Consider the following 14,867-nt stretch of genomic DNA (forward strand, 5'->3'; position numbering starts at 1 on the left):
GCCGCTAACAAGCAGTGGGATGACGAGGTCTTTCGATAGTAAATTTTACCTGTGTTAGTTATAGTCCTTATACTATCCTATATACTCGGTTCAATACCGTTTAGCTTAATTATTACAAGAATAAAAGGGATAAACTTAAGAGAAATAGGTTCAGGTAATATCGGTGCTACAAACGTTGCAAGAACAGGGAATAAATTTCTTGCTGCTCTGGCATTACTTCTGGATTCCTTGAAAGGATTCATCGCCGTTTATATAGCACAACAATTTTGTGATAATAACGATTTTTATATATATGTATCTGCAATTTTAGGGCACATGTTTCCTATTTGGCTAAAATTTAAAGGAGGCAAAGGAGTTTCAACAACTCTGGGAGTGTTGATAGCACTTAATATGCCAATTGCCTTGATATTTATATTTGCCTGGATAGTGGTATTTTTTATCTTTAGATACTCTTCTCTTGCTTCATTGACTGCTACTGCAATAGCCGTGATAACTTCATTCTTTTTCAAAGTGGATCTATTCTTAACATTACTAATTATAGGAGCACTGATTTTTTTAAAACACCACAGAAATATTGTGAATCTTCTGCAAGGTAAAGAGTATAAATTTTATAGATAATGTACTGCCAAATTATTGACACTTAAACTACGAGACAAATTGCTTGACGGTATGATTTTGTCCTCTTTGTTTAAGTCTATGATTTTTGCTTTTGTTATATTCTCTACTTCTTGAGGTGTTAAAAGCCCATCTTCAATGAATTCCTTTTTTGTTTCTATTATTTTTTCATAAAGCTGAGTAACATTACCTTTACTTGACTCATATACCCTTTTTATCCTTAACTTCAATAGTTCTTTTGGAGCTTCTTCTGCTGTGATTTGTAGTTTACTGTTTAAAACGCTATCTATTTGTTCCTTTCTTGCAGCGTTCAAGTCATGATATCCGCTTTCTCTAAGAACCCTATAATATACTTCTATTTTTTCTTGTCTTAAAGCAAGCAATATATCTATTCTTCCATTTATTTGATTCTCAATAGTTTTTTCAGCTTTCAACTCAAATTCCTTCACTTCTTCTTCTATTATTTTATCAGCTATTCTTTTAGCTCCATCCAAAGATGAATCCTTGAGAGAAAAATCTGTCTCGAGTAGATCTCGATTTAATAGCTCTAAGAATACTTTTTCTCCGATGTTTTCGAGTAAACTTTCTTGGTCATCTAAACCATGCTCCTGCAGTTTATTTCTCATGTGCTGAACCAGCTCACAACATTGTAATTTATTTAACTTTATAGAGCTAATATTTTTCATTAACGTCAGCACAATTTGTTCACTATATTGAGAAGTAATACTCAATAATTTTCTCATTAAAGGAATACTTACTTCTGAAATAAAATCATCAACTATTTTTTGACTTTCATCGTCTTCATAACCATTTTGAACGCCATACCAAGCCTTAAAAATTTCTTTATTGTTTTTTAACCTGTCTAACATAAACTCACGTGCTTTATTTTGTGCTTCTGAGAGCAACATTTCCCTTGGGGGAGTAAATCTAATTTCTGGATCAGGATGAATACCCTCTAGTGTGCTTAACATTCTGTAGACAATACCGGTAAAACAGGTGTTAGGAATTCGCTCTTTTCTAGAGAAAGTTTGGCTATCAAGCAAATTTGTAATTAACGCGTCTTTTTTATTTTTTACAGCTTCTCTGTCTCCATCATTGCAGGCTTTCAGAACTAAAAGTAAAATCTGTCCACCTGTAAAGCCGGAGCTATGCTTCTGGTCATTACTACAAAAATCATTCAAAAATGTGATTATTTTACCTTTATCTTCATCACTGGACTCACATGAACTGTCTATATATTGAATGAATTGAATATATTCATTATCTTTGATTACGTCTTCAGGTACTTGTTCACTATACTTATCTTTTAATTTATCGATATTTTCAATGATATCATCATTTAATTGATGAGGAAGCAAATGTTCAAGATTAACATCAAGATCATTAACCGTACCACGTAAGTTCTCTTTCATGCCTTCCAAAAAGAAATTTATAGAAGCTTTAAGCAGCGTAAATGGGTTAAAATCTTTTGGCCTTAGCTCACTCTGCAATAAAATTAATAGCATTGTAAGTGGTATAGTTCCCAGTAACGAAATTAGTAAGAAAGTGGAGGTGAAAGTCAGATATGTTATAAAAGCAGAAAACAAGAGGAAGGCTGCTACCTTGATTGTATTGTTCTTAAAAAATATTTCCCAATATTCCCTTTTGCTCATTTTTTGCTGTTTTGCCGCTTTTATTTCTTTGTAGATATAAAGAGTTTTAATTTCAGACCTGAAGAACATAGTACCAAGAGAAAAAAGAACATTAACAGGGTTAGTGATAATGCTTAACGAGACAAAAGCTCCAAAGTAGCTAACAAATTTTAGCTTACTAGAATCCTTTGAAGGAATTTGTATTTGAGAAATACCTATCATAGCTTACCTTTAACATCATTACACTCTAGTAATACCATAATAATTTTAAACGTCAATGTTTAAGTATCTTATTATCCGCACACTCATCGTATTCAATTTCAACTGTAGAGTGTGCTATCTCGAACCTATTTAGTAGTATTTTTTTTATCTCATACAAAATATCAGTGTGTTGTGCATCTTGCTTTACTTTGGCATGCATCGTTATGATAAAGTAATTATCAGACAGCGACCATGCATGTATGTGGTGCACATCTATCACTTCAGGTAGCTTAGATACAATTTTACTTTTTATTTCTTCAGTTGATATACCCTCAGGCGTACCTTCAAGGAGTATGTGGCAAGAATTCTTTAGAATTTTATAGCCACTGTTTAGGATGATTACACTGACAAATACTGACAGAATAGGATCTACTACTTGCCATCCAGTAAGCATGATAATTATGGATGCAAGTATAGCAGCTACAGAACCTAAAATATCTCCAATAACATGCAATACAGCACTTTTTATGTTTATATTGCTCTCGCATTTACTATGTAATATAAAAAAGACTATTATGTTAGAGATAAGACCGAGTGTAGCAATTATTAACATTACTTTCCACTCAACATTGACTGGAAAAATAAACCTCTTTATTGATTCAATTATAATAATTACTGCAATGAAGAATAAAGTTAAACCATTAACAAATGCTGCAATTATTTGCAACCGATGATACCCGTATGATCTCTGCAAATCAGATTTCTTAGCTGAAAATTTGTGTGCTAACCAGCTTAAAACTAAGGCAAAGAGGTCAGTGAGCATATGCCCTGCATCTGATAATAGAGCAAGCGAATGTGAAATTATTCCACCTACTATTTCCATAAACATTGTTATCGCAACTATTATTATGGAATAGATTAAGCGCTTGGACTGCGCTGCTGAGTGTTTACCGTTATGCACTGCTGTCATATAAAATTTTTTCATAAACAAAAACGTGGGTAACACTGGATTCGAACCAGCGACCGCTTGCACGTCAAGCAAGTGCTCTACCAACTGAGCTAATTACCCATCGTGGTTTTAGTATAGTGCTTTGGTGGAATGAAAGTCAATTTGCTTTTAAATTCTTACCCTATCCTAATGTAACGTTAGAACCTAGATTTTTTTTGTGGTCAAGCTATAGAGCCTATAGCTAGTGCAGGTCAGGTTTTCCTACGTCATACCGCGATTCATTCGCGGTATCTCAGCATAGATTCCGCTAACACGTAGCGGAATGACGAGTTCATAGCTTACCAAATTATCGGTAAATCTAAATTGCTTTAGTTATAGCTATATCTTATATTGTTCATATTAAATTAATTACTTATATTTTTTCACTAAGATATAGAGTATACCAATATGAAAATTCACACTTTTTTAGTAGAGATCACCTTATATTTGAAGAGTTAATAAATTAGAGGTTAGAATTATGACAATCAATCAACAAATAAATAAAAATATAACTAAAGAAGAATACTTTAACAATAACGGCAAAGGGTTTAATTCGCCACATGTTGTAGAAGTTAAAGATTTAAATATTAAAGTAGAAGTTTATTCTCATAATTTAAGAGCAAGTAAAATTGCAACAATTGAAAGTGAGATAAGAGAAACAGCTACTAGTTTTAAAGATACATTCAAGTTAGAACACAGCAACTCAGAACAAACATTTAAAATTTATATGTTTGATGACAAGGATGATTACACTCACCTTGGCGGAAGCGAGCATTTCGGTTCTTACCTTGGAGATGAGGGTGGTAAATGTTACTACAAAGGGGAAGCTGATGTTTTTGCTGAAATGTATGTCTATCAGCAAGGTGGCGTTCATAACCTTCAGCATGAATTTGCACATGGTTTAACTTACTTGGCTACAGGAGGTAAGCACCTACCTACAGTATTAATGGAAGGAATTGCAGATTACTTTGAGCACCATTCAGATCATAAATTTAATTCTCAAGGATCAAGTATCGACAAAACTGAAGCTGCAAATTTGGATTTAGATAAAATTTTAAGTTTAGAATATTCAAAGGACAGCGAAGCAAATAGCCTGGTTTATAAAACAGGTCATGCGTTGATAATGTACTTACAGGAAAAAGATCCTAGTTTATTAAGAGACTACCTAGATGCTTTACGTCAAGGTAACTCAGATGAGTCAAAAAGTTTCTTGAAAGACATAAAAGGACACGATACTGACTTCAAAAGTTGGCTTGCTGAGAATGATACAGAAACTGCAATGGAACATCTTAACGCTTTGCAAGTTACAAAAGGAGATTTTATAGCAACTGGTCAAGAAATAGTGGGCGGAGAAATTAAAAATGTATCCTATTATAAAGCAAATATAGAAAAAATGGATGGAGAAAACGTTGGAAGTTTTTCTCCTGTAGAACACGTTGCATTTTATGATGTTGCTCGTGCTATAAATAGGGCAACAAATGATACACTTGATATATCAAAGGAATATCATTTCCTTAAGGTAGTAAAAACTTCCGATGGACAGGATAAACTAACTTACTCTGACCAACAAGGTAATGAATATCAAAATAGTCAAGAGTATAAAGATCAGGCTTTAAGGATGCTATCAAAGTATGATGAAAACTTAAAGAAAGCTTATGATGATGCATTAAAAGGTTTGGACCAGGAGAGGCAAGAAGAATATCTCAAGATAAGTGGAGAATATCGCGAAGGAAAGATTTCTTACAAAGAATATTTAGACAAGCATCGCTCAATTCCTTCTAAATATCAGGAATTAAAAAGTACCTTACTTGATAAAACCATAAACACTGGCTTAGAACAAGTAAAAGCGACTAAGAACATCGATGTAGAAAAGATGTTAGAAGAGATGATCAATATCGATTCAAACTTGATAAGAGGTACAAATCATATTGATCTACAAGAAGGTAAGATTTTTTCTATGCAAGCTCATGGTCAAGGAGATATGGGTGCACTGTCTATATATGACGGAAATACAAAGCTTGGAGAATTATCGAGTGAATCAGGATTTTTTAAGCAAGTTGAAGGTCAAACTAAAGAAACTTTCGTTTTTGAGGATATATTGCACAACTTAAATACTCAATATGATGGTGGTGCTTATATGGCGGTCACAAAAGAAAATGGTCAGTATAAAGCTTCTTTAATAGACGGCAGAACAGTTGAACGCGATGAATACTTTGATGAAGCACATTTACATGAGAATGAGTTGTTGCATCCTAGCACTGGACATATTCAAAAAGATTTAGATTCTCTGCTCCTTAGAGGTACCAAAATTTTGAATCATCAGGATTCAGAGCATGCACAATATTCTGATGAGCAAAAGGCAAATGGAGTAATCGTGGAAAAAGGAAAATTACTGGATAATAAGGGAACAGATAGGACAGACGATGATGTATATGAAGCTGTCGTAAAGCAAGGAGACGAGCGCTTACATGAGTTCAAAAATATGGGCTTTTATATTACCGAGAAAGGTGATCTATTTATTCATGATCACGGAGCAAATGTAAGGTTTCAATTACCAACTAGTATCACTCATCTAAAATTAGTGGAAAAAGACGGAGCATATAAACTAGCACCATCTGATAAATATGGTACTGAATACAGGTATGATGTTCGAGGTGATGATATACCAGATGAATATAGATATATAGATCCAATATTTGCACATGAATATGAAAAGAGAGATTATTCCCATAAACATGTAAATGTGGGCCTTATAAACTTAGAGAAATATGGCTCTGGCAAACTTTTTGCTATAAAGTACGACCCAAATGATTACCACATACAAAGAAACTCCAGTGGTGAAATAGTTAGAATAAAAGATCAAACATATTTCACTAAAGTAAAATTGTTTGATGGTGATGAAGAAATTGGAATGTTATCTAATAACTTCCATAACTTCAAAGGGAAAATATTCTTTTCTGCTGACTACAACTACAGTTATAACGATTTCCTAGCATCTGTTTCTCCTCAAGTTGAAATTGAGAACATGGAAAATGGAAGTAAAAAAATAACTTTCGATCAAGGTGATGGCGATATCGGTGATACTAATAGAGGCTACACGGACTATCAGAGAATATTCACAAAAGAGAAACAAACTGAAAGTCCAAAAGGGCAGGTAAGTGAAACTAAGACAGAAGTTCATAGTACTACTAATGTTGTTGCACAAGTTGCTGAAGAGAAAACTGTATCAAACGACAATAGTGAAATGCAGTCTGATCAGCCAATTCCATCACAAAGTTTAACAAGAACGAAAAGAACAGCTTCAGTGGAGGAGAAAGAGCAAGAACAGGTAGTATTAAAAGACACAATTCTCAAAATAGAAAAGAGCTACGAGCAGGACTCAGAAGGGAAGCATAAGGCAAATGTAACCATAGATTATAATGATGTGAAAGCCTTGTATGATAGAGCGGAAGGAGCAGAAAAGCAATCTGTGTTAGATTTTTGGAACAAACTGCACACATCAGAATACAAGGTTGGTGCTTTGCCGGAAGACAAATACTATTTTGAAAAAGGCAAATTCGTAATCCACGATAGTGATACGAAAAAGCTTATAGTGTTACCTGAAGATAAGGTGTCCATCAAGATAATGAAGGATGGTGATAGTTATAGTTTAGCTATATCAAGTGGTAATGGCAAAGTAATAAGCAGCATTAGTAAAATAGATAATCCAAATTACGAATTGCTGTCAGATTCAAGTCATTTCAATTTAGGGGAGCAAGATAATATTGTATTATCAGATCAACATCACGAATATAATCTTTATCTAGAGAATGGCTTTGTGAAAATGTTTGATTACACAAGTGACCACATTTATCACGACCACAACTCGGCCTACATCTAATACATACAAGGAGGGCAGTGCCCTCTTCTTGTCATTCCAGTGTCAAGCACTGCCGTCTTGGATGGAAACCAGCGTCACGCCCTGGAATGACAGGGTTTGTCATCCGAGTAGCCCCTTCGGTGTCATCCCAGTGCCCAGACACTGGGATCCAGAAAACTTAACTTTAAATAAGTGGCTGCATAATAAAGGCTGGATTCCAGACTGGAATGACATCATCTGCTACACACTTGAATGACAAGAGAAGAATTCTGAAACGACAAGCTTCAAGGAAATCTTATGTAAAATCTAGCATTAACGAAAATTATACTTTTTTCATGCATGCTATGGTTTTTATAATTAATGGAGGGTGATATGCAGTCGACTGATAAATTGAGTGATCTGGGTAATAGCACATTAGGGCAGCTTATAGCTGAATTAGGGAAGCAATTTGTTAAAATTGATGGTTCTAATGCTACCAGAGTTGGTACTAAAGCTATTTTAGGCAAACTCACAGGAAATGACCAAGTTGCTAAAGCTTCTGATCTCAATACCAAAGTTAACGTTGTTGGTGACAACGCAACTGATGCTGGTGTAAATACTATGTTAGGCAAACTCACTAATAAAGTTGTTAAAACTGTAGATCTTAAAACAAAAGTTGCAGAAAAAGCTGTTGTGGATGCTATAACTGCTTCTCATGATTTTACCGATAAAGTATACACTAAAAATGATGCAGATACTGCATTTGTTAAAGCTACAGAGCTTAAAACAAAAGCTGCAGCGAAAGATGTCGTGGATGCTATAACTGCTTCTTCTGATTTTACCGATAAAGTATACACTAAAAATGATGCAGATACTGCGTTTGTTAAAACTGCAGATCTTGCAACAAAAGTTGCAGAAAAAGCTGTCGTGGATGTTTTAATACCAAAATTAGCGAAGGATGATGGTACTACTGGTATATATACTAAAAAAGGTGTGGATGATGCATTTGTTAAAACTTTAGGACTTACAGATACGCTAAAAACAGAAGTAGTAAAACAGCCTGTTGTGGATGCTTTAATACCAGAATTAGCAAAAGGTGATGATGATAAAGGTATCTATACCAAAAAAGGTGTGGATGATGCATTTGTTAAAACTTTAGGACTTACAGATACGCTAAAAACAGAAGTAGTAAAACAGCCTGTTGTGGATGCTTTAATACCAGAATTAGCAAAAGGTGATGATGATAAAGGTATCTATACCAAAAAAGGTGTGGATGATGCATTTGTTAAAACTTTAGGACTTACAGATACGCTAAAAACAGAAGTAGTAAAACAGCCTGTTGTGGATGCTATAACTGCTTCTCCTGATTTTACAAACAAGGATATATTAAAGCTGCTAAAGGTGATGAAGTCTATACTAAAACAGCTGCAGATACTGCATTTGTTAAAACTGATGGTTTCAACGCAACTGATGCTGGTGTGAAAGCTATGTTAGATAAGCTTCCTGACAAAGTTGTTCAAACTTCTCAACTTAAAACACTAGCTGTAGCAGGAAAAGTACTTGATGCAAAAGACGGCAACAAATCAATTTTAGTGGAAAAATTAGGAGAATTTCTTGGTAGCTCAGACGAAGCAAAGTATGATGGTAAAAATAACCAAACAGCAAAGGTGTTCTTAGAAGGTAAAGGGCTAAAAGGAGAGAAAGGGGAGCAAGGAGCAAATGGAACAAGTACATCAGCTGCTGAAGTAATTGCTCACCCAAATTTTGCAATTGGTGTAACAGAGGAACAGGTTAAAAATTTTGTGCAAAAGGAAATATCACAAACACAAATCTTTGATATTCCAAGTGATCCAAATGCCCCAATTTCTGCGGATTGGTAATCCAGCAAGTAGTCACGCTACTTGGATGACGTCATACGGTCCTCGGATGGCGGAAAAAGGACTCGGATAACACCCTACAATGTCATTCCAGCGCGTGACGCTGGAATTCAGGTCTTTTTTTTAGACTGGATCCTATCATAGGATGACAGAAGCAGACACTCCACATTGTCATTCCAGTGCTTTGACTACTTGGATCCAGCTGAGTTGGTGAGTATAAAAGTATAGCTTCTACATCATGCCGCCGCGGTATCTCTTAGCCGCTAACACGTAGCGGGATACTTAACCGTCATACCGCGATTCATTCGCGGTATCTCTTAGCATAGATCCAGCTAACACGTAGCAACTATTCTCCCTCGTCATACCATCACGGTATCTCTAGTCCCGCTGCGGGATGACGGTTGTCAGCTTCTCCTGTCATCCCAGTAGCTCCTTCGGTGTCATCCCAGTGCTTGACACTGGGATCCAGAAAAAAAGATGATGTTATTCAAATAGCTGACACTGGTTCCTTTATGACGGCAGTGCCCAGACACTGGAATCCAGCCTTTCTGCAATCTCATCGAAAACGTTGTAACCACTTTCTATGCTAGTTTGCTTGCTCACAAGCAAACTTTCCTGGATCCCAGTGTCTGGGCACTGGGATGACACCGTCATAAAATGAACCAGCATCACGCGCTGGAATTTCACGGGCTTTTAAATTGCTTTAGCCATAAATATTAAGAAATTTACCAAACCAAAAAAAAGGCAAAAGAAGCCCTGGGGTTATTATCTGCTTTAAAATATTGGCGTTTTTTATGTTTTAAACGCTTGACAAGCAAGATTTAGCTGCTTCTAATTGCAACTAACCTATGCTGCAAATGTTTAAGAAATTTACTAAGCAGAAAAAAAGACAAAGAATCCCCGAGTTAGCTAGTCTTTTACTATCTCTGTCGAGTATTGGCATTTTTTGATGTCTTGTAACGCTTTGTAAGCGCGTTCAGCTTATTTAGATAAAAATCTAGATGTAGATGAAGTTTTGTAAAGACATACAGTATCTATATACTGCAAAAAATTGAACATAAGACGCCGATACATTAAGTAATCCTTACCTTTTAATCTGCAGATTGGCGAAAGCAAATACAATAGCTTCAGTTTCATGATAAGGGGGCTGGCGAAGCTTGTAAAGCAATTTTTGCATTTAATTCTAGTTCCGTTTTATGCCAGCTTCACGCGCTGGAATGACACTCTTTTGGATGGAAATCAGTGCTAATTGTTCTGCCGCAATTTTGCTCTATCACACTTGCCACATTTAATATTCCAGCTTCGTCATAATAATTTCCAATTACTTGCAAGGCAAGTGGTAAACCCTCATTGGAGAGTCCTACAGGAACAGAAATAGCAGGCAATCCTGCCAGACTTGCCGGCACAGTAAACACATCATTGATGCACATAATTAGCGGATCTGGCTTTTCATTTAAGCCAAAAGCTTCTGTTGGAGCAGATGGCACAAGTATGTAATCTATTTTTTCAAACGCTTTTATAAAATCATTTCTGATTAATGCCCTAATGCACTGCGCTTTTTCGTAATATTCATTGTAATGACCTGAGGAAAGCGCATAAGCGCCAATTAAAATTCTTCTTTTCACCTCTTTACCAAAACCTTCTGCTCTTGTTAGTGAATACATTTCTTCAAGGGTATCAGCATCAACCCTTAATCCATAACGTACACCATCATAACGAGCAAGATTGGATGAAGTTTCAGCAGAACAGATTAAATAATAGACTGGTATTGCATATTTAGTATGTGGCAGAGTAACGTCAACAACTTCAGCGCCATTTTCTTTTAAATAGGAAGCAACTTTCTCCCAATTATGGACTATTTCCTCTGAAATTCCATCCATCCTATATTCTTTTGGTATACCAATACGCTTACCCTTGACATCACCATTTATGAAGCTAGAAAATTTAGGCACTGGCTTTTCGCTTGATATTGAATCTTTTGTATCATAGCCACAAATTGCTTCCAGCATTAATGCTGAATCAGAGACAGAACGAGTAATGACTCCTGCTTGATCCAGAGAACTCGCAAATGCAATCATACCAAAACGCGAGCATCTTCCATAAGTTGGCTTTATTCCAACTACTCCACAATAAGCTGCTGGTTGGCGTACAGATCCACCGGTATCGCTCCCTAACGCTCCAGCGCATAAAAATCCAGCAACCGATGCTGCAGATCCACCAGATGATCCACCAGGAACAACTTTTTCCCCATCACTTTTTCTAATCCACACATTTTCAACAGGGCCAAAATAGCTGTTTGTGTTCGCAGAACCCATAGCAAATTCATCCATATTAAGCTTACCGAGCATGGCTGCTCCACTTTTTAAAAGCAAGTCAGACACCGTAGATTCGTAAGTCGGAACGAAATTTTCCAGCATTTTTGAGCATGCTGTTGTTTTTATTCCTTTTGTACAGAATAGATCTTTGATGCCAACTGGTATACCCATGAGCGGCGAGATTAAATCATCCTTTTGCCTAGAGAAATATTCATCTGCAGCTTTAGCAGCTTTCATTGCTATCTCTGGGGTTTTTGTTATAAATGCATTTAATTTCTCATTTTCAACCGCACTAATGTGTGCCTCTACGAGTTCAACGGCAGAAAAACTCTTTTTTTTGAGCCCGTCATGCATTTGTGTAATACTTAACTTTCTTAGTTCGTTCATTAATATTTAATTTTTAGCAAGACATTAATTGTAACATAGTACGATAAAAAATCCATACATTTATAGTTACAGCTAGAAATGTAGCTAAGGTAATTTAGATTCACCAAAATGGGTTTATGATTAAGTTGGCAATACGCCTTAAATTATGCCGCCTACTCTTCCATTCAAAACATTAAACAACATTATACACGACTTACCTTTGAACGTGGGAATTTTCTAGGGATTATCTTCTTAAATTCTATAATATTTTTTGTAACATTGTCTAAAGTGCCCAGACTACTTGGATCCAGATTGGATACTGAGTTGGTGAGTATAAAAGTATAGCTTCTACGTCATACCGCCACGAACCATCATACCGCGAATGAATCGCGGTATGATGGTTCGTGGCGGTATGACGTAGAGTGTATTAGTCCTTAGAAGCTGTTATTTTGCTATAAATGGCTGTAATGGCATCATCTATTTTATTGCTATCACAGCCTGTTTGTGCAAGTTCAGCATTCCCACTACAATTCTTTTCAACTGCTATTGATATTAGTTCTTTTGCGCTAATCTTATTGATTAAGTCTTTACTTACTTTAATAATCAAAACTGTTTTATCTTTTTCTGTTGCCGTGAAAGCTATTACCGTTCTTGGTTTTTGTTGCTGTAAAATAAATTCTCTTATTATATTCGCTGGAATATTGGTAAAAGCATGGCTTACACAATTTATTCCATTTATTTCAGTGCTTTTTATATTCTCTGCACTCACAAGCTTTTTATATAGGTTTTTTATTTTAGCTTCGGATTTCTTGCGCTCTTGATTTAAAATATTTAATCGGTTTATTATTTCACTTGCTGGCGCTTTTACGAATTCTGCAACTTTTTTTAAGTGAATTTCATTATCACGTACATAATTGGTTGCTTCTTGACCAGTTAAAGCTTCAATTCTTCTCACTCCAAAAGCAACAGAACTTTCTGTTACTATCTTAAATAAACCGATTTCTCCAGTATGTTCAACGTGCGTGCCACCACATAGCTCTTTCGAATCTCCAATATTTACAACTCTAACCTGATCACCATATTTCTCACCAAACAACGCCATAGCTCCTTCGTCTATTGCCTGATTCATGCTTTGAATTTTTGTAGATGCAGAAAGATTTTCTCTGATTAGAGAGTTTACCATATCCTCTACCCAAAACAACTGATCCTGAGCGACTTGAGTGTTATGACTAAAGTCGAATCTCAGTCTATCTGGTGCAACTAGGGAACCTTTTTGAGTGACATGATCACCTAGAATTTTTCTGAGTGTAAAGTGCAGAAGATGTGTAGCTGAATGATTTCTTCTTAAGGTTTGCCTTCTTTCCTTGTCAATGCTTGCTGCAACTGTATCACCTTTACACATTGAGCCAGATTTAACTATGCATCTGTGCAAATATAGGTCATTAACCTTATTGGTATTCTCGACTATAATAATACTTCTACTAGGTTTGATCAGACTGCCAGTATCTCCCACTTGTCCACCTGACTCGCCATAAAAAGGTGTTTTATCAAGTATAATGGTTATCTTCTCTCCCTCCTTTGCAGAATCAATTATTTCATTTTTAGAGGAAACTATAGCTAGTATTTTCGCATCACTTACTTCATTGAACTCATAACCAACAAATTTTGTTTTGCCAAATTTATCGATCAAATCAAACCATACTTGCTCAACAGATTTTTCACCAGATCCAGCCCATTTAGCACGTGCTTTCTCTTTTTGCTCTTCCATTGCATCATCAAAACCTTTCTGGTCAAAATTTATTTTTCTCTCTTTTAAAATATCAAGTGTAATATCCAAAGGAAATCCATAAGTATCATATAGCTTAAACGCTAATTCTCCAGGCAGAGTGTCACCTGGTTTTAAATCTGCAGTGAATTTTTCCAATAGATTAATGCCTTTCATCAAAGTGTCTTTAAAGTTTTCTTCCTCTGATTTTAACGTCGTTTCTATTAAGCTTTTAGCCCTGACTAATTCAGGATAAACATCTCCCATATAAGCCGAACTCGTGCTATCTATCAGCGCCGGAAAAATGCGATGGAGTAGGGAATCATTATATCCAAGCAGGTGGATATAACGCGCGGCTCTCCTAATTAATCTGCGTAATACGTAATTCCTGCCTTCATTTCCAGGGAGCACCCCCTCTGCGATGAGAAATGTAGCTGCACGAAGATGATCTGCTACGATCTTATGCACTATTTTATTTTCCGTTCTTCCACAGTACTCTTGTGATTTATTTATCAGAGCAGAAAATAGATCAATATCGTAGTTATCATGGACATTTTGCATTACAGTAGCTATTCTCTCAAGGCCCATTCCAGTATCGATGCATTTTTTTGGCAATTTGTGTAAATTACCTTCTTCATCTTTGTTAAACTCCATGAATACCAGATTCCAGATTTCAACAATCCTGTCGTCATCTTGTAGGTTAGGATTTACGTGATCATAAAAAATTTCAGAACATGGACCGCACGGGCCAGTGCTTCCCATACTCCAAAAGTTGTCATCCGTTGCAATTCTTATGATTTTATCACTTGAAAAGCCACTTACCTTACGCCAAATCTCGTATGCCTCATCATCAGTATGATAGACGGTTATGGATAGTCTGTTTTTATCAAGAGACAACTCCTTAGTGATAAATTTCCACGCGAATTCTATCGCAGTTTCCTTAAAGTAATCACCGAAGCTAAAATTTCCGAGCATTTCAAAAAATGTGTGATGCCGAGTTGTATAGCCAACATTTTCAAGATCGTTGTGTTTACCGCCTGCTCTTAGGCACTTTTGACTTGAGACAGCACGTTTCATTTCAGTTTTTTGAGCACCAGTAAAAATATTTTTAAACTGCACCATACCAGCATTTGTGAACATGAGCGTTGGGTCATGTTCTGGAATCAAAGGAGAAGAAGGAACCTGCTTGTGATTGTTACTTACAAAAAATTTTATAAATCTTTCTCTGATTTCACTTAACTTCATTATTTTTATTGAGAGTATTTATGAAT

General features: G+C 35.8%; 11 protein-coding genes and 1 tRNA gene. 6 read left to right on the top strand and 6 right to left on the bottom strand.

The window, feature by feature from the left end; translation table 11 throughout:
* Positions 1 to 51: 51 nt before the first annotated feature.
* Positions 52 to 618, top strand: a complete 567-nt coding sequence (gene plsY / locus OPR43_RS06230; protein WP_265034558.1) for a glycerol-3-phosphate 1-O-acyltransferase PlsY — start codon at positions 52 to 54, stop codon at positions 616 to 618.
* Here plsY and OPR43_RS06235 read toward each other — a convergent pair.
* The 3 genes from OPR43_RS06235 to OPR43_RS06245 form a co-directional block, all read right to left on the bottom strand.
* Positions 609 to 2,468 carry a hypothetical protein gene (locus tag OPR43_RS06235; RefSeq protein WP_265034559.1) on the bottom strand — a complete coding sequence of 620 codons (1,860 nt, stop codon included), beginning with the start codon at positions 2,466 to 2,468 and terminating at the stop codon, positions 609 to 611. The genes plsY and OPR43_RS06235 overlap by 10 nt on opposite strands.
* Positions 2,469 to 2,520: 52 nt before the next feature.
* Positions 2,521 to 3,417, bottom strand: a complete 897-nt coding sequence (locus OPR43_RS06240) for a cation diffusion facilitator family transporter (protein ID WP_265034560.1) — start codon at positions 3,415 to 3,417, stop codon at positions 2,521 to 2,523.
* A gap of 26 nt (positions 3,418 to 3,443) precedes the next feature.
* Positions 3,444 to 3,516 (bottom strand) — tRNA-Val (locus OPR43_RS06245).
* A gap of 397 nt (positions 3,517 to 3,913) precedes the next feature.
* On the opposite strand from OPR43_RS06245, the gene OPR43_RS06250 reads away from it, so the two are divergent.
* The 5 genes from OPR43_RS06250 (at position 3,914) to OPR43_RS06270 (ending at position 9,740) form a co-directional block, all read left to right on the top strand.
* Positions 3,914 to 7,315 carry a peptidase M2 gene (locus OPR43_RS06250; protein WP_265034561.1) on the top strand — a complete coding sequence of 1,134 codons (3,402 nt, stop codon included), beginning with the start codon at positions 3,914 to 3,916 and terminating at the stop codon, positions 7,313 to 7,315.
* A gap of 28 nt (positions 7,316 to 7,343) precedes the next feature.
* Positions 7,344 to 7,550 (top strand): WPE palindromic element domain-containing protein, encoded by a 207-nt coding sequence (locus tag OPR43_RS06255; protein ID WP_265034562.1) that lies wholly within the window; start codon positions 7,344 to 7,346, stop codon positions 7,548 to 7,550.
* Between the two features lie 116 nt (positions 7,551 to 7,666).
* A complete protein-coding gene (locus OPR43_RS06260) occupies positions 7,667 to 8,755 on the top strand; it encodes a hypothetical protein (RefSeq protein WP_265034563.1) in 1,089 nt (362 codons plus the stop codon).
* On the top strand, positions 8,752 to 9,153 hold the full coding sequence (locus tag OPR43_RS06265; RefSeq protein WP_265034564.1) for a hypothetical protein: 402 nt from the start codon (positions 8,752 to 8,754) through the stop codon (positions 9,151 to 9,153). The genes OPR43_RS06260 and OPR43_RS06265 overlap by 4 nt, the downstream gene beginning before the upstream one ends.
* Positions 9,154 to 9,551: 398 nt before the next feature.
* On the top strand, positions 9,552 to 9,740 hold the full coding sequence (locus OPR43_RS06270) for a hypothetical protein (RefSeq protein ID WP_265034565.1): 189 nt from the start codon (positions 9,552 to 9,554) through the stop codon (positions 9,738 to 9,740).
* Here OPR43_RS06270 and OPR43_RS06275 read toward each other — a convergent pair.
* The 3 genes from OPR43_RS06275 to alaS all read right to left on the bottom strand — a co-directional run bounded on the left by OPR43_RS06275 (position 9,661) and on the right by alaS (position 14,841).
* On the bottom strand, positions 9,661 to 9,837 hold the full coding sequence (locus tag OPR43_RS06275; protein ID WP_265034566.1) for a hypothetical protein: 177 nt from the start codon (positions 9,835 to 9,837) through the stop codon (positions 9,661 to 9,663). The genes OPR43_RS06270 and OPR43_RS06275 overlap by 80 nt on opposite strands.
* 518 nt (positions 9,838 to 10,355) lie before the next feature.
* Complete coding sequence (gene gatA, locus OPR43_RS06280; protein ID WP_265034567.1) at positions 10,356 to 11,852, bottom strand: Asp-tRNA(Asn)/Glu-tRNA(Gln) amidotransferase subunit GatA; 1,497 nt, start codon at positions 11,850 to 11,852, stop codon at positions 10,356 to 10,358.
* Positions 11,853 to 12,258: 406 nt separating this feature from the next.
* Positions 12,259 to 14,841, bottom strand: coding sequence for an alanine--tRNA ligase (alaS, locus tag OPR43_RS06285; protein ID WP_265034568.1), 2,583 nt, complete (start codon positions 14,839 to 14,841; stop codon positions 12,259 to 12,261).
* Positions 14,842 to 14,867: the final 26 nt, after the last annotated feature.

The organism is Wolbachia endosymbiont (group A) of Apoderus coryli (assembly GCF_947251615.1).
GTDB lineage: Bacteria > Pseudomonadota > Alphaproteobacteria > Rickettsiales > Anaplasmataceae > Wolbachia.